Here is a 20,532-nt window from a genome sequence, read left to right on the forward strand (position 1 = left end):
GTAAGCGCGATAACCGGAACAGAACGTGCCGGAACAGGACGACTCAAGGTCGTGTGGAGGTCGAGGTCTGGCATGGTTGTCTCCCTTTCAACCCACCAAGCCTCGACAGTTGCAGGCGACAAGTCAAGGCGTGGAGAAAAAGCGATTGAAACAGTCTGCGACAAGGATGGCCCCGGCCTCGTCGTTCAAGTGCAGATGGTGCCCACCCGGCAGGTGCTCCAGGCTAAAGGGTAGACGATCGAGCAAGTCCTTGTGCTGGGCCAGTATGCCTTGCTCGGCCACCACCAACTGCGCCGGGCAGGCGATACGACGGATAAAGGCCATGGCCTGCTCCTCGGTCAGGCGCAACGGCGACGGCAGGGTCAGGCGGTTGTCGCTGCGCCAGGTGTAGCCGCCGGGCACCGGCATCAGTCCGCGCTGGGCCAGCAATTCAGCGGCTTCACGGCTGACCGCCACCATCCCTTTCATGCGCGCTTCGATGGCCCGGTCCAGGGTCCCATGCACCGACTTGCGCTTGTCCTGTAATTCCAACTGCGCCTGCAAGGCCATGCCCAGGCGTTCGGCGGCGTTTTCGCCACTGCTGGTAGGAGGAATCACGCCGTCGATCAGGGCCAGGCGCGTCACCCGCTCCGGCAAGGCACCGGCCAGCACGATCGAGACAATCGCGCCCAACGAATGCCCCAACAGGCTGAAGCGCTTCCAGCCCAACTGTTCAGCCACCTGCAAGACATCGTAGACGTAGTCCCACAACGCATACCCGGCGCCCACCGGTCGATGTCCGGAATGCCCGTGCCCGGCCATGTCCAGGGCGACGATACGCAGGCCGTGCAGCTTCGGCGCCAGGCGCGCGAAGCTGTTGGCGTTGTCCAGCCAACCGTGCAGGGCAATCACCGGCTGCCCGTCCTCGGGACCGAACAGATGAGCCGCCAACTCGATATGCGGCAGGCTCAGGCGTACCTCTTCGACCGGATGGCTCATGCGCAACGTCCCTGCCCGTCCTGGCGTTCCCAGCGGGCGAAAATGTCCTTGAGCAAACGCGCGGTGTCCTGCGGACGCTCCAGGGGAAACATGTGGCCGCCGGGCATGCTCAGGGATTCGCCATGGGGCAGGCGGCCGACACTGCGGGTGTGATGGGGCATGACCACCCGGCTCTGCTGGCCACGGACCACCGCCAGTGGCACCTTCAAATGCCGGGCCAGGCCCGGGCTGGTGTGCGGCACACCACGATAGATGCTGATTTCCGTGGCCGGATCGAAGCTCAGGCGCAAGCGCCCGCCGTCCTGGCGCAGACCATGTTGCAGGTACGCGTCGAAGCACTCCGGATCAAAGCCGCGAAACAGGGTCTTGCCGGCAAAGTACTGACGCGCGGCGGCGAGGTCGGTGAACTCTTCCCGCCGTCCCAGGGTGCGCCCGGCCGGCGTCAGCCGATCGATAAAACCCAGGCGCTTGGCGGCGCGGATCACCCACTGGTCGGCACGGGTCAGCACCGGCGAGTCAAGCATCACCACGCCCCTGTAGAGCTGCGGGCGACGCAGGGCCGCGTGCAGATGCAGGACACCGCCCAGGGAATGGCCGACACCCCAGACCGGTTCGGGCTGCTGCTCCAGATGGTGGATCAGTTCGTCGACCAGGTTGTGCCAGTTATCGTCCGCCGGGAAACGCGGGTCGTGGGCATGCTGTTGCAGATGCGCCACCTGATATTCCGGGGCCAGCGCGGCGAACAACTTGCCGTAGGTCCCCGAGGGAAAACCGTTGGCGTGGGCAAAGAACACGGGTTGCGACATACCGGGAGCATCTCGAAAAAGACAGGTGTTCATTGTCGGCACGCGCGGGTCCCACAGCAATGACCGTAACTGCCAGGAATGATGACAGTCCGGCCATGGCTATGACCCGGCTCAGCGCGCCGGCGGTGTTTGCCCCAGCGGCACCACGGCCATGGTCAGGCGCGACACGCAGCTGGCCTTGCCCTCGTCACTGCTCAGGCGGATATCCCAGACATGGGTGGTGCGACCGATATGAATGGCCTTGGCCACGGCGGTCACCCGCCCGCTGCGCAAGCCGCGCAGGTGGTTGGCGTTGATTTCCAGGCCCACGCAATAGAATTTGCTCGCGTCGATGCACAGGTAGCTGGCCATCGAGCCGACGCTTTCGGCCAGCACCACCGAGGCGCCGCCGTGCAGCAGCCCGTAGGGTTGGTGGGTGCGATGATCGATCACCATGCTGGCGGTCAGCGATTCATCGTCAAAGGCTTCGAAGCGAATATCCAGCAGTTCGCCGATGGTGTTTTTCTGCAAGGCATTGAGTTGTTCGAGATTCGGTACGGTGCGCCACAAAGCCATGGTTGATTCCCCTACTGTGGTTGTTCGTCATGCCGGCGGCCAGCCAACCAAGCAGACGCTCGGTCGACTATTTCACGGAAGAACAGAAGCTCGCAAGCTGAAAAAGGCCCTGCGGCACGCAGGAGGCAACAGCCCACACGAGGAAATCCGGGCGGAATCTGATAGTCGCCAAGGGGCATATCGCGTCGAATTTCCGCCTTCCAGCCCTTGCAAGAGATCTCCATGGCAACGATAGGCCGTCTTCTTCGTCGCTTCATGCCCACGGGTAACCCCCAGGTCCCCGTTCTCTCAACCCCCCACCCGAGCGAGCTGCACAGCCGCACGATCTGCGAGCTGATGCCAGACGATTTCTCGCAGATCGAACGGGACCTGACCCTGCTGGGTTTGAAGGACTCACTGGCCCAGGCTCGGGTGTTCCTCGGCAGCGCGCCGTCCCTGCGCCAGTACCCGTTGGCCGACCTGCTGGAATTGATGGTGGCCGCCGCCGCGCGCTTTACCGGCATCCTCAACAGTTGGGACGGCGTTCACCTGGACGGTGGCGGCCGGGTATCCCTGCATGTGCAGAAGAAACTCTTCGACTTGCGGGTGCCGCCCTCGCTGTCACCGCAACTGACCAACGCCCTGAAGCGCTGCGCCCAGAACATTGCCACCAAGGATCATCAAGCCGTCGCGTGCCTGCCATTCCAGGACGACGAAACCCGCCGTGCGTTCAGGTACTGGAGCAAGGCGTCCATCTGCCAGGCGTTACGGACCTTGCAGGTGACCAACGTCAATATGATCGGCGTCGACCTGAGCGGCGGCGATTTACGCGGGGTGAGATTTTTCGGGCAATACCAGGAGGCCGACTTCAGGGCGGCCAACCTCAACGGCGCGCTGCTCTCGAGTGGTTTCAAAAGCAACGACTTCAGCCATTGCGACCTGAGGAATGCGGTGCTCTCCGGTCACTTTGAAGCCTGTCTGTTCAAGGGCGCCAAGGTCAACGCCGCGACCTTGAAAAACACCCGCACCGATCTGCTCGGCGCGGTGTTGAGTCACTGAACCTCAGGGGTGCCTGACGCCCAGCAGCGTCATCGCCCCGTCCAGCGGCAACTCCCCTTCCAGCTCGGCCAGGCTGGCGGTGCCCATGGGCTCCGGCTGGCGCACATGGCCGTGCTGCAACAGGCTGAGCAGATTGCCCACCAACGGCTGATGGCTGACCAGCAACAGGTTCTCGCCGGTGTCGAGCCGCTGGCTGACATCCCGCGGATTACCCTCGGGGGTCAGCCAGGGCACGGTGATGATCTCTGCATCGAAACCCAGCGCATCACGTACCAGCTGCGCGGTTTGCTGCGCCCTCAGGTAAGGACTGGCGTAGATCGCCTGCAATGGCTGGCCGATCAGGTGCGCGGCACTGCGCAGGACCTGCTCGCGGCCATGGGCGGTCAACGCCCGTTCGGCGTCGCTGCGGGCCTGGGGTTCGGCTTCACCATGACGCAGAACCCAGACTTTCATAGCTTGGGCTCCTCATCACGGGCCGGATGCGGCGCTGGCGGCACCACATGCGGGGCTTCGCCTTCCGGAGCCCGAGGGGTCGGCCAATCGGCGAACGGCCAGGGCTTCTGTTCGGTATGGAAACTGCCGAAGCGACCGATCTGGGCCAGGAACTGGCTCAGGCTGTCGCCGAAGTTCATCAGGTTGGCGCTTGGCGCGCCGTAGAACAATCTGTAACCCAGCTGCACCAGCACCACCCCGCCGAGGATGAACTGCGCGACCTGCCAGACCAGCAGGAACACCAGCATCCAGACAATGCGCAACACAATGGATTCGTACTTGGACTCGTTCATGGCTCGCTCCCGTGGCGCTGAATATCAGTTGAAACCGCTGGTGGAAATAAAATCGACATCGGTTTTCGGCTCGCCGCGCATCAATAGCTCGATCACCTGGGTCAGGGTTCGCCCTTCAAACAGAATGGCATGCAAACCGGCCACCAGGGGCATATAGACTCCGACTTCCTGCGCCTTGACCTTCAGCACCTTGAGAGTATTGACCCCTTCGGCGACTTCACCCAGGCGGGTGACCGCCTCTTCCAGGCTCAGGCCCTGGCCGAGGGCAAAGCCGACCTGATAGTTGCGGCTCTTCGGCGAGGAACAGGTGACGATCAGGTCGCCGACCCCGGCCAGGCCGAGGAAGGTCATGGGGTTGGCGCCCTGGCTGACGGCAAAGCGGGTCATTTCCGCCAGGGCCCGGGTAATCAGCATGCTCTTGGTGTTCTCGCCCATGTCCAGCGCCACCGCCATGCCGGCAATGATCGCGTAGACGTTCTTCAACGCTCCGCCCAGCTCGACGCCGAAGCGGTCAGCGCTGGCATAGACGCGGAAGGTCCGCCCATGCAACGCGGCCTGGACACGGCTGCAAAGCTCTTCGTCCTCGCTGGCGACCACCGTGGCGGTCAAGGCGTGCTCGGCCACTTCGCGGGCCAGGTTCGGCCCGGACAACACGCCGATCCGTGCTTGCGGGGCGATATCTTCGAGGATCTCGCTCATCAGCTTGAAGGTGTGGGCCTCGATGCCTTTGGTCAAGCTCACCAGCAGCTTGCCCACCAGGCGCCCGGCATGGGGCGCCAGCACACTGCGCAAGGCGCTGGAGGGCAAGGCGACAAAAAACAGTTCACAGTCCTCGAGGGTCGCGACCAGGTCGGTGACCGGCTCGACCGCCGGATGCACCTTGATGCCCTTGAGGTAACGCGGATTCTCACGATTGACGCGAATGGACTCGGCCTGCTCGGGATCGCGCATCCATTGGCGCACCCGGTGACCGTTCTCGGCCAGCAGATTGGCGATGGCGGTGCCGAAACTTCCGCCCCCCAGAACCGCGATTGGGTACTGTTCAGTCATATGTAACCCGTCTATCCCTACCAATGGCGATGGCTGCATTATACGGAGCACGCCACCGGCAGCCAGCCCCAATACGAATCCCCTGGCCTGAGCGCTTGACCGATTCAGCCTATACAATGACGGCCATACGCCATGGCAAACCCGGCAAGCTCGGTTAACATGCACGGCTATTATTTTTTTCAAGGCTGTGCCGTGTCTTTTGGCCCTCCCACCACGCGTTCCTCCTTCGTCCTGGCCCTGATGTTCAGCGGCCCGTTGCTGGCTGACGACCTGTTTATGGAAAACCAGCCCCTGCCCGAGGTGCTGACGGCCACCCGCCTGAAACAATCGCCGGCCGCGGTACCCGGCAGCATGACGGTCATCGACAACGAACTGATCAAGGCCAGCGGCGCCCGGGATATCAGCGAGCTGCTGCGCCTGGTGCCGGGGATGATGGTCGGCTACACCAACGGCAACCAGGCCAGCATCAACTACCATGGCACCGATGCCTCCAACGCCCGGCGCATGCAGGTGCTGATCGATGGCCGCTCGGTCTATCGCGCGGGCCTGGCGACCGTGGACTGGAGCGATATCCCGGTAGCCCTCGAGGATATCGAGCGCATCGAGGTATTTCGCGGCCCGAACACCGTCAGCTACGGCGCCAATGCGCTGATGGCGGTGGTCAATATCCTCACCAAGTCACCGGGCAGCACCCATGGCTCAACCCTGAAGATCACCCGCGGCGAGCGCGGCATCAATGACTGGTACGCCAGCCAGGGCACCGGCTGGGGTACCGGCGACCTGCGCCTGTCGATGTCCGGCGAGGAGGACGAGGGGTTCCAGAGCGACCACTTGGGCAATGACTACCGCGACGGCCGGCGTGTCACCCGGGTCAGCCTCTCGGTCAGCCAGATGCTCAACGAACAACAGAGCATCGACTGGCAGTTGAACGTCAAGGACGGCACCAACCAGCGGCCCTATACCTACCAGGCGGTGTTCCCCGGGATCACCGCGGCCGGCGACAACTCCGATGTGCTGGCCAAGGACTACGCCGGTTCCCTGCGCTGGAACCTGGATATCAATCCCCAACACAGCCTGTATATCCAGGGTTCGGCCCAACATTGGGATCGCCAGCAGGTCTGGCAAGCCTGTGATGCCAAGGTGTCATTCAGCCCACAACTGACTCAGTTGTGGCAGTTGAACCCCAACTATGCCGAAAACCTGGCACGTAACATGACCCAGTACGCAGTCGGCAGGCCCCCTCCGGGTGGCGTCTCGGAACAGGCACTGGCCAATCAGGTTCTGGACCAATGGTTCAATCAGGGCGCCAGCCAGACGGTCTGCGGCAATATCGACCAGAGCACCCGCGAGACCCGCTACGACCTCGAACTGCAGGACACCCTGAGCCTCTCGGACAGCCTGCGCCTGGTCAGCGGCATGAACTATCGTTATGACAAGGCCGACTCCGAGACCTATTTCAACGGCACCATCGACGACAGTACCTGGCGCCTGTTCGGCCAGCTCGAATGGCGCGCCAGCGAGCATTGGCTGGTGCAGGGTGGTGCCATGTACGAAGACGCGCAACTGACCGGCGCCTCCCTGACCCCGCGCTTTGCAGTCAACTACCTGATCAATCCCCGGCACGGCTTGCGCGCGGTCTATTCCGAAGCGATCCGCTCGCCGGATATGTTCGAGAACAACGTCAACTGGAGCTACAAGGTCACCAACCTGAGCTCGCCCACCTACGGCCAGACCAGCGGCCAGTATTTCGTCCAGACCCGTGGCCCGGGAAACCTGGACAAGGAGCGAATGCGCTCGCGGGAACTGGGCTACAACGGTTTCTTCGCCGAGATCGGCCTGAGCCTGGACGTGAAGCTGTTCTATGACGAAATCAGCGACATGATCAGCACGCCGTTGCGCAACAACCAGTTTATCGCCAGCAACGTCAACAGCTCCCGCTTCACCGGCAGCGAAGCCCAGTTCGACTGGCGCCTGGACAGTGCCAACCGCCTGCGCCTGACCTATGCCTATGTCGATGTCCAGGCCAGCAACCCGGTCGACAAGCAGTTCACCGCCCGCAACAGTGGCTCGGCCGGCTGGATGCGCGACTGGGGCGGCGGCTGGTCGAGTTCGGTCTTCTACTATGGCGACGACGCCATCAACCAGTATCGCTTCGAACGGGTCGACCTGCGCCTGGCCAAGCGGATTCCCTTTCGCCGGGCCAGCCTGGAACTGGCCGGGATGCTGCAACAACGTCTCGACGACCAGCCCATCACCTGGCCCGACAACAATTACAACCAGCGCAGTGCCCTGTACTTCAGCGCAGAACTGGAGTTCTGAACATGAGCCGCCTGGGGTCAAGGATGACATCGGCATGGAGCTGGCGCCTGAGGCGACTGGGCCTGGCCCTGCTCGTGCTGCTGGCGAGCCTCCCGGCTCGCTCGGCCGAGGTGCTGCTGACCGGCGTCGAGGACAGCCCCGGGGTCCAGGCCTTTACCGCCGCCCTGGCGCAACAGCGCCCGCACGACCAGATACGCTTCGTGCCCCTGGCGCAGATGCCCGAACCCAGCCGCCTGCCCCCGGCCACCCGCCTGATCCTGCTGGACCCACCCAGCCTGGACTGGCGGCTGAAGGATAAACAGGGGCCGGCGACCCTGGTCCTGCGTATCAGCCGCCTGCAGGCCATGCAACGCCTGGACAGCGCAGCGACCGCCAATCTCAGCCTGCTCTGGAGCGACCCGCCGCTGTCGCGCCAACTGCGCCTGATCCACGAAGTGATGCCCCAGGCAAGGCGGATCGGCGTGCTCTATACCCGTGACAGCGAATTCCTGCTGGCCGAACTGAACCAGGCGGCCCGCCCCCTGGGACTGGAGATCGTCCCCCAGCGCTGGGACGACACCGGCGACAGCCGGCCCCTGCAAACCCTGCTCAAGAGCTGCGACGTGCTGCTCGGGCTGGACGACCCGACCTTGTACAACCCCAGGACCGCGAAGAACCTGCTGCTCAGCAGCTATGCCCGGCAACTGGCACTGATCGGCCCCAACGCCGGCTTCGTCAAGGCCGGCAGCCTGGCCAGCACCTTCAGCGACCAGACCGACTGGCTGGCGGTCCTCGACCAGTTGCTCGACCGCGCCCCGTCCAGTTGGCCGGGCAGCCTGTACCCGCAACGCTTCAAGGTCCTGAGCAACCCGCAAGTCGCCCGTTCCCTGGGTATCGAACCGATCGACGAAGCCTCGCTCGCCTCCCGGCTGGCCGAAGGAGAGACCCGCCCATGACCCTGCGACGGTATTGGGGCATCAGCGCCCGGACCCAGATGATCAGCCTCGGCCCCGCGCTGTTGCTGACCTTGCTGCTGATCAGTTTCTTCACCTTCGTGCGGATCCAGGACCTGCGCCAGGAGCTCGACCACACCGGTCAACTGATCGCCAACCAGCTGGCGCCGGCCACCGAATACGGGGTGATTTCCGGCAACAACGAAGTCCTCGAAAGCCTGATGCGGGCGACCCTGGCCACCCCCCACGTGCGTTTCCTCGAGGTTCAGGACCGCAGCAACAATATCCTGGTGTATGTCGAGCAGCCCTCCCAGGAACACTTCCGGCTGCAGTCGGTGAAATTGTTCCAGGCGCCGGTACGCCTGCAACGGATTCAGTTGGAAAATGACTTCCTGCAGGAAGGCAGCGCACCCGGCGTAACGCAGAGCGAGGACTACCTGGGGCGGGTGATTGTCGGCATGTCCAATGACGCCTTCAGCCAGCGGCAACAGGAAATACTGCTCAAGGCCGGGATCCTCGCGCTGTTCGCCCTGATCTTCACCTTTCTCCTCGCGCGGCGCCTGGCAGCCAGCCTGGCGCAGCCGATCAGCGCCATGGGCCTGGCGGTCAAGGCGATTCAACAGGGTGACTACAAGACCCAGTTGCCAGTGGTCGACGACGCCGAGCTCGGCGCCCTGGCGCGGCATATCAACAACCTCGCCGGCGCCCTCGACCAGGCCAGTCGCGAACAGCACCAGGCCATCGCCCAACTGATACAGACCCGTGAAGAGGCGGAGCGGGCGAACAATGCCAAGTCGGACTTCCTGGCCATGATGAGCCACGAACTGCGCACGCCGATGAACGGTGTACTGGGCATGCTGCAACTGCTCGAAACCACCGAAATGACCGAGGAACAGAGCGAATACGCGGCCCTGGCCTCGGAGTCCACCGAACACCTGCTCAAGGTGATCAACGACATCCTCGATTTCTCGCGGATAGAACGTTCGGCCCTGGAGCTGGAACATATTCCGTTCAACCTCGCCGAGCTGATCGGCAGTTGCGCCCAGGCCTTCCAGCACAACGCCAGCCAGCGCGGCCTGCGCCTGGACCTGCAGATCCCCACGGATATGCAGGCCTTGCAGGTCAAGGGCGACCCGACGCGGATCCGCCAGATCCTGGTCAACCTCATCGGCAATGCGCTGAAATTCACCGAACACGGCAGCGTCGGCATCGAACCGCACTGGCAGGCGCTGGACGACGATGTGCTGTGGTTCACCTGCACGGTGCGCGACAGCGGCATCGGTATTTCCAGCGAACGCCTGGAACTGATGTTCGACGCCTTCCAGCAGGCCGACAGCTCGATCTCCCGGCGCTACGGCGGCACCGGCCTGGGCCTGCCGATTGCGCGGACCCTGGCCGAGCGCATGGGCGGCACCCTGCATGCCCGCAGCGAAGAAGGCCGGGGTTCGGTGTTCACCCTGGAAATCCCCCTGGCCCTGCACCATCCGACCCAGGCCGCCGTCCTGGCGCCCGCGCCCAGCGGCCATGGCGAAGGACGTAAGGTGCTGCTGGTGGAGGACAACCCGGTCAACCAGACGGTCATCGACGCCATGTTGCGTGGCCTGGGCTTCGATGTCAGCCTGGCCACCGACGGTGCCCAGGCCATCGACCGGGCCCGCAACGGCCTGTTCGCGGCGATCCTGATGGACTGCCGGCTACCGATCGTCGACGGCTACGAAGCCACCCGGCAAATCCGCCAGTTGCCGGAGTACGCTCAGGTACCGATCATCGCCCTGACCGCCAACGCCTTGCAGGGCGACCGCGAAAGCTGCCTGCGCGCGGGCATGAACGACTACCTGTCCAAGCCCTTCAAACGCGTGGATTTACAACAGATTCTCCAGCAATGGCTGCCCTGAATACGACGTGCGACTGGCGTGAAAGACGAAAGTGCGGCAGTCTTAGGCACCCGAATGAGCTGGAAAACCGGCTTGAATAAAAATTTCAGTGCACAAGTGTACATTCATGTCCTTGGTGCTGTGACTTTCACCACAACGCAATAGTCTATGAGTAGGCTGTCGCTTCGAGGCATGAACGCTTCGATCGGCCGGGAAGATTTGCCCCACCTGCCGCATGGGACTATTGAGGAGCTCGCATGACCAAACAAAACGCCTTTACCCGGGAAGATCTGCTGCGCTGCAGTCGCGGCGAGCTGTTCGGCCCAGGTAACGCGCAACTGCCCGCCCCGAACATGCTGATGGTGGATCGCATCACCCATATCAGCGAAGAAGGCGGCAAGTACGGCAAAGGTGAATTGGTCGCCGAACTGGATATCAACCCGGACCTGTGGTTCTTCGCGTGCCACTTCGAAGGTGATCCGGTGATGCCAGGCTGCCTGGGCCTCGATGCCATGTGGCAATTGGTCGGCTTCTTCCTCGGCTGGCAGGGTCTGCCGGGCCGTGGCCGCGCGCTGGGCTCGGGCGAAGTGAAATTCTTCGGCCAGGTCCTGCCGACCGCCAAGAAAGTCACCTACAACATTCAGATCAAACGCGTCCTCAAAGGCAAGCTGAACCTGGCCATTGCCGACGGTTCGGTAACGGTCGACGGTCGCGAGATCTACACCGCCGAAGGCCTGCGGGTCGGCGTTTTCACCTCCACTGACAACTTCTAAGGGTTATTCGCATGCGCCGCGTCGTTATCACTGGTCTGGGCATCGTTTCGTGCCTGGGCAATGACAAAGAGACCGTCTCCGCTAACCTGCGTGCAAGCCGCCCTGGCATCCGCTTCAACCCGGAATATGCCGAAATGGGTCTGCGTAGCCAGGTTTCCGGCTCCATTGACCTCAATCTCGAGGAACTGATCGATCGCAAGATCTATCGCTTCGTCGGCCACGCGGCGGCTTACGCCTACCTGGCCATGAAAGACGCCATCGCCGACTCCGGTCTGAGCGAAGAGCAGGTGTCCAACCCGCGTACCGGCCTGGTGGCCGGCTCGGGCGGCGCCTCGACCCTGAACCAGATGGAAGCGCTGGATATCCTGCGCGAAAAAGGCGTCAAGCGCGTCGGTCCGTACCGTGTGACCCGGACCATGGGCAGCACCGTTTCCGCCTGCCTGGCCACTCCGTTCAAGATCAAGGGCCTGAACTACTCGATCTCCTCCGCCTGCGCCACCAGTGCTCACTGCATCGGCACCGCCCTGGAGCAGATCCAGATGGGCAAGCAGGACATCGTCTTCGCCGGTGGCGGTGAAGAAGAACATTGGAGCCAGTCGTTCCTGTTCGACGCCATGGGCGCGCTGTCCACCCAGTACAACGAAACCCCGGAAAAGGCCTCCCGCGCCTACGACGCCAAGCGTGACGGTTTTGTCATCGCCGGCGGTGGCGGCATGGTGGTGGTCGAGGAGCTGGAACACGCTCTGGCCCGTGGCGCGAAGATCTACGCGGAAATCGTCGGCTACGGTGCAACTTCCGACGGCTACGACATGGTCGCGCCAAGCGGCGAAGGCGCGGTCCGTTGCATGCAGATGGCCATGGCCACTGTCGACGGTCCGATCGACTACCTGAACACCCACGGCACCTCGACTCCGGTTGGCGATGTCGCGGAAATGAAAGGTGTACGTGAAGTCTTCGGCGACAAGGCCCCGGTCATCAGTTCGACCAAGAGCCTGTCCGGTCACTCCCTGGGCGCCGCCGGCGTTCACGAAGCGATCTACTGCCTGCTGATGATGGAAGGCAAGTTCATTGCCGGCTCCGCCAACATCGAAGAGCTGGACCCGGAAGTCGCTGACATGCCGGTACTGACCAAGACCCGCGAAAACGTTGAATTGAACAACGTGATGAGCAACAGCTTCGGCTTCGGCGGCACCAACGCCACCCTGGTCCTGAAGCGCTGGCAGGGCAAGTAAGCCCGGCTTGATCGCGAGATAAAAAAGCCCCGACTGGTTCGGGGCTTTTTTTTACCTGCTGGAAGGGAACACACCTCCTGAAAGTGAACACGGTCCTGTGGCGAGCGGGCTTGCGCACGTTCTGCACCAAATCCCGTCAGATACTTGCAAACAAGGCCTCTGTTCTATACTCATGCTGAGCAAATCTCCTGAAAAGGAGCCAACATGAAACGTTTTCTCTGCTCCCTCGCATTTGTTGTCATCAGCGCTGCAAGTAGTCTGCCCTCGATTGCAAATGCCCAGGTGGGCATTCATATCAACTTGGGCGCACCTCCCCCACCGAGTTATGTTGTTCCGCCAGCTCGCCCGGGATATATCTGGGCACCCGGGTACTGGAATCTCGTAGGCGGTCGCCGTGTATGGGTAAACGGCTTCTGGGTACCGGCTCGACCGGGGTATGCCTACACCCCTGCACGTTGGGTTCACGGCCCCCACGGTTGGCATTTTCAAAAACCAGGGTGGAGTCACCATCGGCCACCCCAACATCATAAACCGCCTCATAAGCCACCCCATCACAAGCCTCCTCATAAACCCCCTCATAAGCCTCCAGCAGGCGGTGGCGGGCATGGTGGAAGACCTCGTCCTTGATCAGTCGATGCCCACAACGTAAAAGGCCAGGGGCGTGAGCGGGAAAAAAGCTGAACATCACTCAGGCGTAGTGATCTATAAAGTTCAGGGTCTTTTCCCGTCACTCTTCATGAGGTTTGTCATGACCATCACCATCAACACCGAATCCAGCGAAGGTTTTCGTCACAGCGTGCAGATCGATGATCATCAGTTGTTTGCCGATGTGCCCAAGACGGCGGGGGGCGAAGGCTCAGCACCGGAACCCCACGACTACTTCGACGCCGCCCTGGGGACCTGCAAGGCCCTGACCCTCAAGCTCTATGCCCAGAAGAAAGGCATCCCGCTGACCGGGGTCACCGTCGAGGTCAAGCGCGACAACAGCCAGGAACAGAAAGGCAAGTACGGCCTGCTGGTCAAACTGACCCTCAAGGGCGTGCTCAGCGATGCCCAGCGCGAAGAGCTGCACAAAGTCGCGGATCGCTGCCCGATCCACAAGTTGATGACCACCACCGAAGTCAGCATCGAAACCCTGTTGTCCGAAGGTGCGTTCAGCCAGTAAGGGCAACGGCGAAAAAGCGGGTTATGCTCTGCGCATCGCCCGCTGAGCCAGGAAGCCCTGCCATGAACACACCACTGGTGATCCGTCCTCGCGCCGAGGATGTCGAAGGCCAACCGATCCTGCGGCCCCTGCCCTCGGCCCAGTGCCGCAGCGTCGGCCCCTTCGTGTTTTTCGACCATATGCTGGAAACCCGCTATCCACCGGGGCACGGGATGAATGTGCGGCAGCACCCGCATATCGGCCTGTCAACCCTGACCTACCTGTTCGACGGCGAGATAGTGCACAAGGACAGTCTCGGCTCCGAGCAGCACGTCAAGCCTGGCGATGTCAGCTGGATGACCGCCGGCAGCGCCATCGCCCATGTCGAACGGACCCCGGCCGATCTGGTCGCCAGTGGTTCCAGCCTGCATGGCTTGCAGATCTGGCTGGCGTCACCCAAGGTGCTGGAACAGGGGCCAGGGCATTACAGCCATCACCCGGCTGCCAGCCTGCCCGTCAGTGACAATCTGGGGGTGCGCATCCGCCTGGTGGCAGGTAGCGGCTTTTGCCTGACCTCACCGGTGCCGGTGCTGTCGCCGACGCTGTATGCCGATATCCACATGGAAAGCGGGACCACCCTGCTGATTGCGGATGAGTATGAGGAGCGTGCGGTCTATGTGCTGGCAGGCGAGGCACAGCTGGAGGGTGAAGCGCTGGAGCCGCGCAGCCTGGTGGTGCTGCCGACCGGGGAAAGCCTCACGCTGTTCGCCGAGGGTGAATGTCATCTGGTGGTGATCGGCGGGGCGCCGCTGGATGGGCCACGACGGATGAACTGGAACTTCGTGGCCAGTGATCCGGTGTTGATCGATCAGGCACGGGCACGCTGGGCGGCCAGGGATTGGCCGACGGTGCCGGGGGAAAGCGAGCGGATCGAGTTGCCGCGCAAGCCCGCGGCGGAAAAAACCTGAATCAGAGAAACCTTACGAGTCGGGTTTATCAGCGAGGTCTGCGGCGTGCTTGAGGACGCTTTCGCGGGCAAGCCCTGCTCCTACAGTTTTTTCTCGTTCACAAGATTTGTGCACGACACCACCCTGTAGGAGCAGGGCTTGCCCGCGAAGAGGCCCTCAAGACCGCCAGAACGCTTAACCCTTGAACACTTCTTCCAGCAGATTGTGCATCGACACAAACGCACGGCCGGCCGTCTTCGCGTCATACATCATCATGCCCGGCACATTGGCATGCGGGTCGGTAAAGGAATGCACCGCGCCGCCGTAGCTCAACAGCTGCCAATCGATACCCGCGGCATTCATTTCCTCTTCGAATGCCGGCAGTTGCTCTTTCGGCACCAACGGGTCGGAGGCGCCATGCAGCACCAGCACCGAGCCCTTGATGTTCTGCGCATCCGCTGGATTCGGCGTATCCAGCGTGCCGTGGAACGACACCGTCGCTTTCAACGGCGCGCCGGTGCGAGCCAGTTCCAGCGAGCAGCAACCGCCGAAGCAGAAACCGAAGGTCGCCAACTGCGCCGGATCCACCACGGCCAGCCCCTGGCTTTGCAGCGCCTCGAACGCCGCCTGCATGCGTTTGCGCAGCAGGGCACGGTCATTTTTCAACGGCATCATCGCCGCGCCAGCCTCATCGCCATTGCTCGGACGAACCGATTGACCGTACAGGTCGGCGATCAACACCACATACCCCTTGGCCGCGACCGCCTGGGCGATCGTCTCGGCGCCGGCGCTGACGCCCATCCAGTTCGGCGCCATCAGCAGGCCCGGACGTGGCCCCTTGTGGCCGGCATCAAAGGCCAGACGGCTCTCATAGGATTGGCCATCGATCTGATAGACCACCGAACTCACAGTAACTTGGCTCATTTCGGACTCCGATAAAAACATCCAAGGATAAAAAAACCCGCCGAAGCGGGTTTTCGTACAACCAGTTTAAACCGACAACTCAACCAACAGCTTGTTCAGACGGCGCACATAAGCCGCCGGATCCTTCAGGCTGTCACCGGCCGCCAGGGCTGCCTGGTCGAGGAGGATGTGCGACAGATCGCCAAAGCGGTCTTCGTCCGGCTCGCCATCGAGCTTCTCGATCAGCGGGTGCGTCGGGTTGAATTCGAAGATCGGCTTGGAGTCCGGCACCTTCTGCCCGCTCGCTTCGAGGATCTGGCGCATCTGCAAGCCCAGGTCCTGCTCACCGATGGCCAGGATCGCCGGGGAGTCGGTCAGGCGGTGGGAAACCCGCACTTCGCTGACAGCGTCGCCCAGGGCGGTCTTGATACGCTCAACCAGGCCCTCTTTGGTCTTGGCGACTTCCTCGGCAGCCTTCTTGTCCTCTTCCGAGTCCAGGTTGCCCAGGTTCAGGTCACCGCGGGCCACGTCGACAAAGCTCTTGCCGTCGAACTCGTTGAGGTAGCTCATCAGCCACTCGTCGATACGGTCGGTCAGCAGCAGCACTTCGATGCCTTTCTTGCGGAAGACTTCCAGGTGCGGGCTGTTCTTGACCTGGGCGTAGGTTTCGCCGGTCAGGAAGTAGATCTTGTCCTGGCCTTCCTTGGCGCGGGCCAGGTACTCGGCCAGGGACACCACTTGCTCGCCGTCGTCACCCAGGGTGGAGGCGAAACGCAGCAGGCCGGCAATTTTTTCCTTGTTGGCGAAATCTTCAGCCGGGCCTTCTTTCATCACCTGGCCGAAGTTTTTCCAGAAGCCCTTGTATTGCTCAGGCTCGTTCTTCGCCAGCTTTTCCAGCATGTCGAGGACACGCTTGGTCAGCGCCGACTTCATCGAGTCGATGATCGGGTCTTTCTGCAGGATTTCCCGCGACACGTTCAGGGACAGGTCGTTGGAGTCGACCACACCCTTGATGAAGCGCAGGTACAACGGCAGGAAGGACTCGGCCTGATCCATGACGAACACGCGCTGCACGTAGAGCTTGAGGCCTTTCGGCGCTTCACGCTGGTACAGGTCGAACGGGGCACGGGCCGGTACGTAGAGCAACGAGCTGTATTCCAGCTTGCCTTCGACCTTGTTGTGGCTCCAGCTCAGCGGGTTCTCGAAGTCATGGGCGATGTGCTTGTAGAACTCCTGGTATTCCGTATCCGTCACTTCAGTGCGTGGACGGGTCCACAGGGCACTGGCGCGGTTGACGGTTTCCCATTCCGGGGCAGGTTTCTCTTCGCCTTCGACAGCGGCCACTTCTTTCGGCAGCTCGATCGGCAAAGCGATATGGTCGGAGTACTTCTTGATGATATTGCGCAGACGCCAGCCATCGGCGAACTCGTTCTCACCGGACTTCAGGTGCAGGACGATGCGGGTACCACGGTCGGCTTTCTCGACGGTGGCGACTTCGAACTCGCCCTCGCCCTTGGACGACCAGTGCACGCCTTCGCTGGCGGAAAGGCCGGCGCGACGGCTGAACACTTCAACCTGGTCGGCGACGATAAAGGCCGAATAGAAGCCCACGCCGAACTGACCGATCAGGTGCGAGTCCTTCTTCTGGTCGCCCGAGAGGTTCTTCATGAAATCGGCGGTGCCGGATTTGGCGATGGTCCCCAGGTGGGTGATCACATCGTCGCGGCTCATGCCGATACCGTTGTCTTCGAGGGTGACGGTGTTGGCGTCCTTGTCGAAGCTCACACGGATTTTCAGTTCCGCGCCACCTTCCAGCAACTCAGGCTTGGACAGGGCTTCGAAACGTAATTTGTCGACAGCGTCGGAGGCGTTGGAGATCAATTCGCGAAGGAAAATTTCCTTGTTGGAATACAGCGAATGGATCATGAGGTGCAGCAGTTGCTTCACCTCGGTCTGGAAGCCCAGGGTTTCCTTTTGAGTTTCCACACTCATGGTCATCAAACTCCAATTGGATGGCAGTGGCCGCCCCCGAAAGGGTTGGCGGCGGGTTGTCATCAAAGTTGGGGGCTATGACGGGGATTTCAAGTGCCCGGAAGTGTTTCCTCGATCTTGAAGTGAGCCCGGGCGGTGGCAATCGGCTCGGCCTCGCTGCTTTGCCAGGCCGTGATGGCGAGGTTCGCCACCCGCCGGCCCTGGCGACAGAGATCACATCGGGCGTAGGTGTCGCGATATTGCCCGGCGCGCAGATAGTCGACGGAAAAGTCGATGACCTTGGGCACCCCCGGCGAACCGGTAAACACCAGCAGGTGCAGGGCGGCGGCCAGTTCCATGAAACCGGCGATCACGCCACCGTGAATCGCCGGCAGCAACGGGTTGCCGATATTGTCCTTGTTTGCCGGCAGGCGGAACAACAGCTCGTCGCCCTGGCGTGAGCACTGGATACCGATCAGCTTGGCGTAGGGGATAAGCTCCAGCAATTGCCCGTAGTCGCCCTGCTGATGGGCTTGTTGCAACATTTTCTTGAAGTCGTTGCTCATGCCGCACCGCCGTTGAGCGAGCCGCTGAAGCTGTGGGCACCCTTGATGCCCTTGCCCATGCGCATGAAGGTGCCGACCACGTGGGCGATGGGTTGCTGGGGATCATCCTGATAGGCAAAACCGCGGGCGAAGATGATGTCGCGGGTCACCCGATAACATTCAGCGAATCCGTAGACGTCCTTGTGCGGCGCCGCCGGGTGCATGTAGTCGATGCGCAGGTCCAGGGTCGGACAGACCTCGAACTCGGGCAGGACACACAAGGTGGCCATGCCGCAGGCGGTGTCCATCAGGGTCGTCAGCACCCCGCCGTGGATCACCCCGGAGTTCGGGTCGCCGACGATCTCGGCGCTGTAGGGCAGGATCACAGTCAACCCCGTGGCATCGGCGCTGTGCAAACGCAGCCCGAGGACCTGGCAGTGGCGGATGGCGCTGAGAAAGCGTGTGGCACGCTCGAAAATCGGGTTCTGGCTCATGAACTGATAGCTCTCATCCGGAGAAAAACGTCCATAAAAACGAAACATCAGGAAAAAGTTCCGCTCGGTCGGCACTTATATATCTTTTAAAATCAAGGAACTAATCCCTTGGGGCTGTGTTCTGAAGGCCAGTAGTCAGTGATATCCACACAGGAGCAACACCCCCATGCGTAAGACTTTAGCTATTGCCTTGATGTTGACCGCTACCCTCGGTCTCGCCGCCTGCGATAAAAAATCCGAGGACAAAGCTCAAGACGCCAACCAACACGCCCAGGAAGCTCAGAAGAGCATGAACGAAGCTCAGGATAAGGTGAACGAGGCCGCCAAGGAAAACGCCGAAGCTGCCAAAGCTCAGGCTGAATCCAACAAAGCGGCGGTTGAAGAGCAATCCAAGGAAGCCACCGGCTCCTGATTGCCCTGGAGGTTCTTGCAAGGACTCACCGGCAAAAACCTTCACGCAAAATAAAACCCGCCAAGTGCGGGTTTTATTTTTTCTGGCGTCTGCCACATACCCTCTACCGCCTGCCATCTCCCTCTGTAGGAGCCGGCTTGCTGGCGATAGCGATATTCCAGGCGACAACGATGTCGACTAACAGATCGCATCGCCAGCAAGCCGGCTCCTACAGGGGACGCGGTCAGGCCAGGACTTCGTCAGGCTTGCCGAGCAGGCGGTCGATCACCACCGCAATCGCCAGCATCACCACCGACGGCACCAGCCAGGCCAGGCCCTGCTCGCTCAGCGGCAGGTGCGACAGCTGCGCCGGCATCCAGTCCGCCAGCCCGGCGCCCTTGAGGGCGTCGATCATGCCGAACAGCAACGACACCAGCATCACCGGCCCGACGATCCGCCCCTGGGCATGCCAGAACGACTGGCAGAAGCTCAGGGCCACCAGGGCGATGCACGGCGGGTAGATCGCGGTCAGGACCGGGATCGAGAAGGCAATCAGCTTGGTCAGCCCCAGGTTCGACACCAGCAGCGAGAACGCCGCCAGGATGATCACCAGGCTCTTGTAGGACAGCGGCAGGACACGACTGAAGTACTCGGCGCAGGCGCAGGTCAGGCCCACCGCCGTCACCAGGCACGCCAGGGAGATCAGCACCGCGAGGAAACCGCTGCCCAGGGAGCCGAAGGTATGTTGCACATAGGCGTGCAGCACCGCCGCGCCATTGCTGGCACCGGCCGCGATTTCATGGCTGCCCGAACCCAGGCGGAACAGGCTGATATACACCAGCGCCAGGCCGAGCCCGGCAATCAACCCGGCAATGATCGCGTAGCGGGTGATCAGCCGGGGCGAATCGACACCGCGGGAACGGATGGCATTGACGATGACGATACCGAACACCAGGGCGCCGAGGGTATCCATGGTCAGGTAGCCATTGATGAAACCCTGGGAGAACGGAGCCGCGACATACTCGGGGGTGGCCGTGCCGATATCGCCGGCCGGCAAGGCAAACGCCGCGATGCCCAGGGCCGCCAGGGCAATGATCTTCAGCGGGGCGAGGAAACGCCCGACAGTGTCCAGCAGGCGCCCGGGGTACAGGGAGATGAAGAACACCAGCAGGAAGTACACCGAGCTGTAGAGCAGCAGCGCCAGTGGGCTTTCACCGGTCAACGGTGCCAGGCCGACTTCGAAGGACACAGTGGCCGTACGCGGGGTGGCGAACAGCGGGCCGACCGCCAGGTAGCAGGCCGCGGCCAACAAACCGCCGGCGACCTTGCCGATGGGGCTGCTCAGGGCATCCATGGCACCGCCGACCTTGGCCAGCGCGACCACGGTGATGACCGGCAGGCCGACCGCGGTGATCAGGAAGCCCAACGCCGCCATCCAGACATGGGGTCCGGACTGCAAACCGACGATCGGGGGGAAGATGATGTTGCCGGCCCCGACGAACAGGGCGAAGGTCATAAAGCCAAGTGCCAGGATGTCCTGGCCTTTCAACACTTTCATTTCAGGAAATACCACACTGCTGAATCGGAATTTAGAGAGGGATTTCCCGTGGGGTGAGGGAAATGCTGTCGACCCGTATGGGGTTGACCCGTTTAGCGCGCGGCGGCCTTGTGGGCAGCGGACGCAAAGAGGCGGGCATCCTAGCAAACTCAGGTGCAAGGCGCACTATTTGAGGGCGATCATGTCCTGCGAGCGACACTTTCGGGTCGCGTTTTCATATGGAATCGTTGTTGCCCG

General features: G+C 62.1%; 21 protein-coding genes. 10 read left to right on the forward strand and 11 right to left on the reverse strand.

Going from position 1 to position 20,532, the window contains the following annotated elements; genetic code table 11:
- Positions 1-123 precede the first annotated feature (123 nt).
- From HX830_RS12135 to HX830_RS12145, 3 genes are all read right to left on the reverse strand, one after another.
- Positions 124-978 (reverse strand): alpha/beta hydrolase, encoded by an 855-nt coding sequence (locus HX830_RS12135; RefSeq protein ID WP_152737174.1) that lies wholly within the window; start codon positions 976-978, stop codon positions 124-126.
- Positions 975-1,784 (reverse strand): alpha/beta fold hydrolase, encoded by an 810-nt coding sequence (locus HX830_RS12140; protein ID WP_177100372.1) that lies wholly within the window; start codon positions 1,782-1,784, stop codon positions 975-977. The genes HX830_RS12135 and HX830_RS12140 overlap by 4 nt, the downstream gene beginning before the upstream one ends.
- A gap of 111 nt (positions 1,785-1,895) precedes the next feature.
- Positions 1,896-2,339 carry a hotdog fold thioesterase gene (locus HX830_RS12145; RefSeq protein ID WP_177100374.1) on the reverse strand — a complete coding sequence of 148 codons (444 nt, stop codon included), beginning with the start codon at positions 2,337-2,339 and terminating at the stop codon, positions 1,896-1,898.
- 222 nt (positions 2,340-2,561) lie between these two features.
- On the opposite strand from HX830_RS12145, the gene HX830_RS12150 reads away from it, so the two are divergent.
- On the forward strand, positions 2,562-3,377 hold the full coding sequence (locus HX830_RS12150; protein WP_256350467.1) for a pentapeptide repeat-containing protein: 816 nt from the start codon (positions 2,562-2,564) through the stop codon (positions 3,375-3,377).
- A gap of 3 nt (positions 3,378-3,380) precedes the next feature.
- On the opposite strand, the gene sixA is transcribed toward HX830_RS12150, so the two are convergent.
- The 3 genes from sixA to HX830_RS12165 are packed head-to-tail and all read right to left on the reverse strand — an operon-like array spanning position 3,381 to position 5,212.
- Positions 3,381-3,830 carry a phosphohistidine phosphatase SixA gene (gene sixA / locus HX830_RS12155; RefSeq protein WP_177100376.1) on the reverse strand — a complete coding sequence of 150 codons (450 nt, stop codon included), beginning with the start codon at positions 3,828-3,830 and terminating at the stop codon, positions 3,381-3,383.
- Positions 3,827-4,162, reverse strand: coding sequence for a DUF4389 domain-containing protein (locus HX830_RS12160; RefSeq protein ID WP_100940855.1), 336 nt, complete (start codon positions 4,160-4,162; stop codon positions 3,827-3,829). The genes sixA and HX830_RS12160 overlap by 4 nt, the downstream gene beginning before the upstream one ends.
- A 24-nt stretch (positions 4,163-4,186) precedes the next feature.
- Positions 4,187-5,212 carry an NAD(P)H-dependent glycerol-3-phosphate dehydrogenase gene (locus HX830_RS12165; protein WP_177100378.1) on the reverse strand — a complete coding sequence of 342 codons (1,026 nt, stop codon included), beginning with the start codon at positions 5,210-5,212 and terminating at the stop codon, positions 4,187-4,189.
- A 240-nt stretch (positions 5,213-5,452) separates the two neighbouring features.
- Between HX830_RS12165 and HX830_RS12170 the strand changes: the two genes are divergently transcribed.
- The 8 genes from HX830_RS12170 to HX830_RS12205 all read left to right on the forward strand — a co-directional run bounded on the left by HX830_RS12170 (position 5,453) and on the right by HX830_RS12205 (position 14,454).
- Complete coding sequence (locus tag HX830_RS12170; protein ID WP_177100422.1) at positions 5,453-7,531, forward strand: TonB-dependent receptor plug domain-containing protein; 2,079 nt, start codon at positions 5,453-5,455, stop codon at positions 7,529-7,531.
- A 23-nt stretch (positions 7,532-7,554) separates the two neighbouring features.
- The gene (locus HX830_RS12175; RefSeq protein ID WP_177100424.1) at positions 7,555-8,466 is read left to right on the forward strand and encodes an ABC transporter substrate-binding protein; all 912 of its coding nucleotides are present in this window, start codon (positions 7,555-7,557) and stop codon (positions 8,464-8,466) included.
- Positions 8,463-10,358 (forward strand): ATP-binding protein, encoded by a 1,896-nt coding sequence (locus HX830_RS12180; RefSeq protein WP_152737177.1) that lies wholly within the window; start codon positions 8,463-8,465, stop codon positions 10,356-10,358. Before HX830_RS12175 ends, HX830_RS12180 begins: the two co-directional genes overlap by 4 nt.
- Before the next feature lie 236 nt (positions 10,359-10,594).
- Positions 10,595-11,110 (forward strand): 3-hydroxyacyl-[acyl-carrier-protein] dehydratase FabA, encoded by a 516-nt coding sequence (gene fabA / locus HX830_RS12185; protein ID WP_027898655.1) that lies wholly within the window; start codon positions 10,595-10,597, stop codon positions 11,108-11,110.
- Between the two features lie 11 nt (positions 11,111-11,121).
- Positions 11,122-12,342 (forward strand): beta-ketoacyl-ACP synthase I, encoded by a 1,221-nt coding sequence (fabB, locus tag HX830_RS12190; RefSeq protein ID WP_152737178.1) that lies wholly within the window; start codon positions 11,122-11,124, stop codon positions 12,340-12,342.
- Positions 12,343-12,546: 204 nt separating this feature from the next.
- A complete protein-coding gene (locus HX830_RS32485) occupies positions 12,547-12,969 on the forward strand; it encodes a YXWGXW repeat-containing protein (RefSeq protein ID WP_152737179.1) in 423 nt (140 codons plus the stop codon).
- Between the two features lie 121 nt (positions 12,970-13,090).
- Positions 13,091-13,507, forward strand: coding sequence for an OsmC family protein (locus HX830_RS12200; RefSeq protein WP_177100380.1), 417 nt, complete (start codon positions 13,091-13,093; stop codon positions 13,505-13,507).
- A gap of 62 nt (positions 13,508-13,569) precedes the next feature.
- Complete coding sequence (locus HX830_RS12205; RefSeq protein ID WP_177100382.1) at positions 13,570-14,454, forward strand: pirin family protein; 885 nt, start codon at positions 13,570-13,572, stop codon at positions 14,452-14,454.
- Between the two features lie 174 nt (positions 14,455-14,628).
- Here HX830_RS12205 and HX830_RS12210 read toward each other — a convergent pair whose 3' ends face one another.
- The 4 genes from HX830_RS12210 to HX830_RS12225 all read right to left on the reverse strand — a co-directional run bounded on the left by HX830_RS12210 (position 14,629) and on the right by HX830_RS12225 (position 18,346).
- Positions 14,629-15,357 carry a dienelactone hydrolase family protein gene (locus HX830_RS12210; protein WP_152737181.1) on the reverse strand — a complete coding sequence of 243 codons (729 nt, stop codon included), beginning with the start codon at positions 15,355-15,357 and terminating at the stop codon, positions 14,629-14,631.
- A 66-nt stretch (positions 15,358-15,423) separates the two neighbouring features.
- On the reverse strand, positions 15,424-17,328 hold the full coding sequence (htpG, locus tag HX830_RS12215) for a molecular chaperone HtpG (RefSeq protein WP_177100384.1): 1,905 nt from the start codon (positions 17,326-17,328) through the stop codon (positions 15,424-15,426).
- Between the two features lie 89 nt (positions 17,329-17,417).
- Positions 17,418-17,873, reverse strand: a complete 456-nt coding sequence (locus HX830_RS12220) for a PaaI family thioesterase (protein ID WP_177100386.1) — start codon at positions 17,871-17,873, stop codon at positions 17,418-17,420.
- Entirely contained in the window at positions 17,870-18,346 is a 477-nt protein-coding gene (locus HX830_RS12225; protein ID WP_103498783.1) for a PaaI family thioesterase, read from the reverse strand. The genes HX830_RS12220 and HX830_RS12225 overlap by 4 nt, the downstream gene beginning before the upstream one ends.
- A 166-nt stretch (positions 18,347-18,512) precedes the next feature.
- On the opposite strand from HX830_RS12225, the gene HX830_RS12230 reads away from it, so the two are divergent.
- On the forward strand, positions 18,513-18,758 hold the full coding sequence (locus HX830_RS12230) for a hypothetical protein (RefSeq protein ID WP_152737183.1): 246 nt from the start codon (positions 18,513-18,515) through the stop codon (positions 18,756-18,758).
- A gap of 223 nt (positions 18,759-18,981) precedes the next feature.
- On the opposite strand, the gene brnQ is transcribed toward HX830_RS12230, so the two are convergent.
- Positions 18,982-20,295 carry a branched-chain amino acid transport system II carrier protein gene (gene brnQ, locus HX830_RS12235; protein ID WP_177100388.1) on the reverse strand — a complete coding sequence of 438 codons (1,314 nt, stop codon included), beginning with the start codon at positions 20,293-20,295 and terminating at the stop codon, positions 18,982-18,984.
- Between the last annotated feature and the right edge of the window lie 237 nt (positions 20,296-20,532).

Source organism: Pseudomonas gingeri (genome assembly GCF_013385425.1).
Classification (GTDB): domain Bacteria; phylum Pseudomonadota; class Gammaproteobacteria; order Pseudomonadales; family Pseudomonadaceae; genus Aquipseudomonas; species Aquipseudomonas gingeri_D.

Bases quoted from the DNA above. Each gene is read 5' to 3' on its own strand.
- HX830_RS12135 (WP_152737174.1), bottom strand. From the start codon at position 978: ATGAGCCATCCGGTCGAAGAGGTACGCCTGAGCCTGCCGCATATCGAG.
- HX830_RS12140 (WP_177100372.1), bottom strand. From the start codon at position 1,784: ATGTCGCAACCCGTGTTCTTTGCCCACGCCAACGGTTTTCCCTCGGGG.
- HX830_RS12145 (WP_177100374.1), bottom strand. From the start codon at position 2,339: ATGGCTTTGTGGCGCACCGTACCGAATCTCGAACAACTCAATGCCTTG.
- HX830_RS12150 (WP_256350467.1), top strand. From the start codon at position 2,562: ATGGCAACGATAGGCCGTCTTCTTCGTCGCTTCATGCCCACGGGTAAC.
- sixA (WP_177100376.1), bottom strand. From the start codon at position 3,830: ATGAAAGTCTGGGTTCTGCGTCATGGTGAAGCCGAACCCCAGGCCCGC.
- HX830_RS12160 (WP_100940855.1), bottom strand. From the start codon at position 4,162: ATGAACGAGTCCAAGTACGAATCCATTGTGTTGCGCATTGTCTGGATG.
- HX830_RS12165 (WP_177100378.1), bottom strand. From the start codon at position 5,212: ATGACTGAACAGTACCCAATCGCGGTTCTGGGGGGCGGAAGTTTCGGC.
- HX830_RS12170 (WP_177100422.1), top strand. From the start codon at position 5,453: ATGTTCAGCGGCCCGTTGCTGGCTGACGACCTGTTTATGGAAAACCAG.
- HX830_RS12175 (WP_177100424.1), top strand. From the start codon at position 7,555: ATGACATCGGCATGGAGCTGGCGCCTGAGGCGACTGGGCCTGGCCCTG.
- HX830_RS12180 (WP_152737177.1), top strand. From the start codon at position 8,463: ATGACCCTGCGACGGTATTGGGGCATCAGCGCCCGGACCCAGATGATC.
- fabA (WP_027898655.1), top strand. From the start codon at position 10,595: ATGACCAAACAAAACGCCTTTACCCGGGAAGATCTGCTGCGCTGCAGT.
- fabB (WP_152737178.1), top strand. From the start codon at position 11,122: ATGCGCCGCGTCGTTATCACTGGTCTGGGCATCGTTTCGTGCCTGGGC.
- HX830_RS32485 (WP_152737179.1), top strand. From the start codon at position 12,547: ATGAAACGTTTTCTCTGCTCCCTCGCATTTGTTGTCATCAGCGCTGCA.
- HX830_RS12200 (WP_177100380.1), top strand. From the start codon at position 13,091: ATGACCATCACCATCAACACCGAATCCAGCGAAGGTTTTCGTCACAGC.
- HX830_RS12205 (WP_177100382.1), top strand. From the start codon at position 13,570: ATGAACACACCACTGGTGATCCGTCCTCGCGCCGAGGATGTCGAAGGC.
- HX830_RS12210 (WP_152737181.1), bottom strand. From the start codon at position 15,357: ATGAGCCAAGTTACTGTGAGTTCGGTGGTCTATCAGATCGATGGCCAA.
- htpG (WP_177100384.1), bottom strand. From the start codon at position 17,328: ATGAGTGTGGAAACTCAAAAGGAAACCCTGGGCTTCCAGACCGAGGTG.
- HX830_RS12220 (WP_177100386.1), bottom strand. From the start codon at position 17,873: ATGAGCAACGACTTCAAGAAAATGTTGCAACAAGCCCATCAGCAGGGC.
- HX830_RS12225 (WP_103498783.1), bottom strand. From the start codon at position 18,346: ATGAGCCAGAACCCGATTTTCGAGCGTGCCACACGCTTTCTCAGCGCC.
- HX830_RS12230 (WP_152737183.1), top strand. From the start codon at position 18,513: ATGCGTAAGACTTTAGCTATTGCCTTGATGTTGACCGCTACCCTCGGT.
- brnQ (WP_177100388.1), bottom strand. From the start codon at position 20,295: ATGAAAGTGTTGAAAGGCCAGGACATCCTGGCACTTGGCTTTATGACC.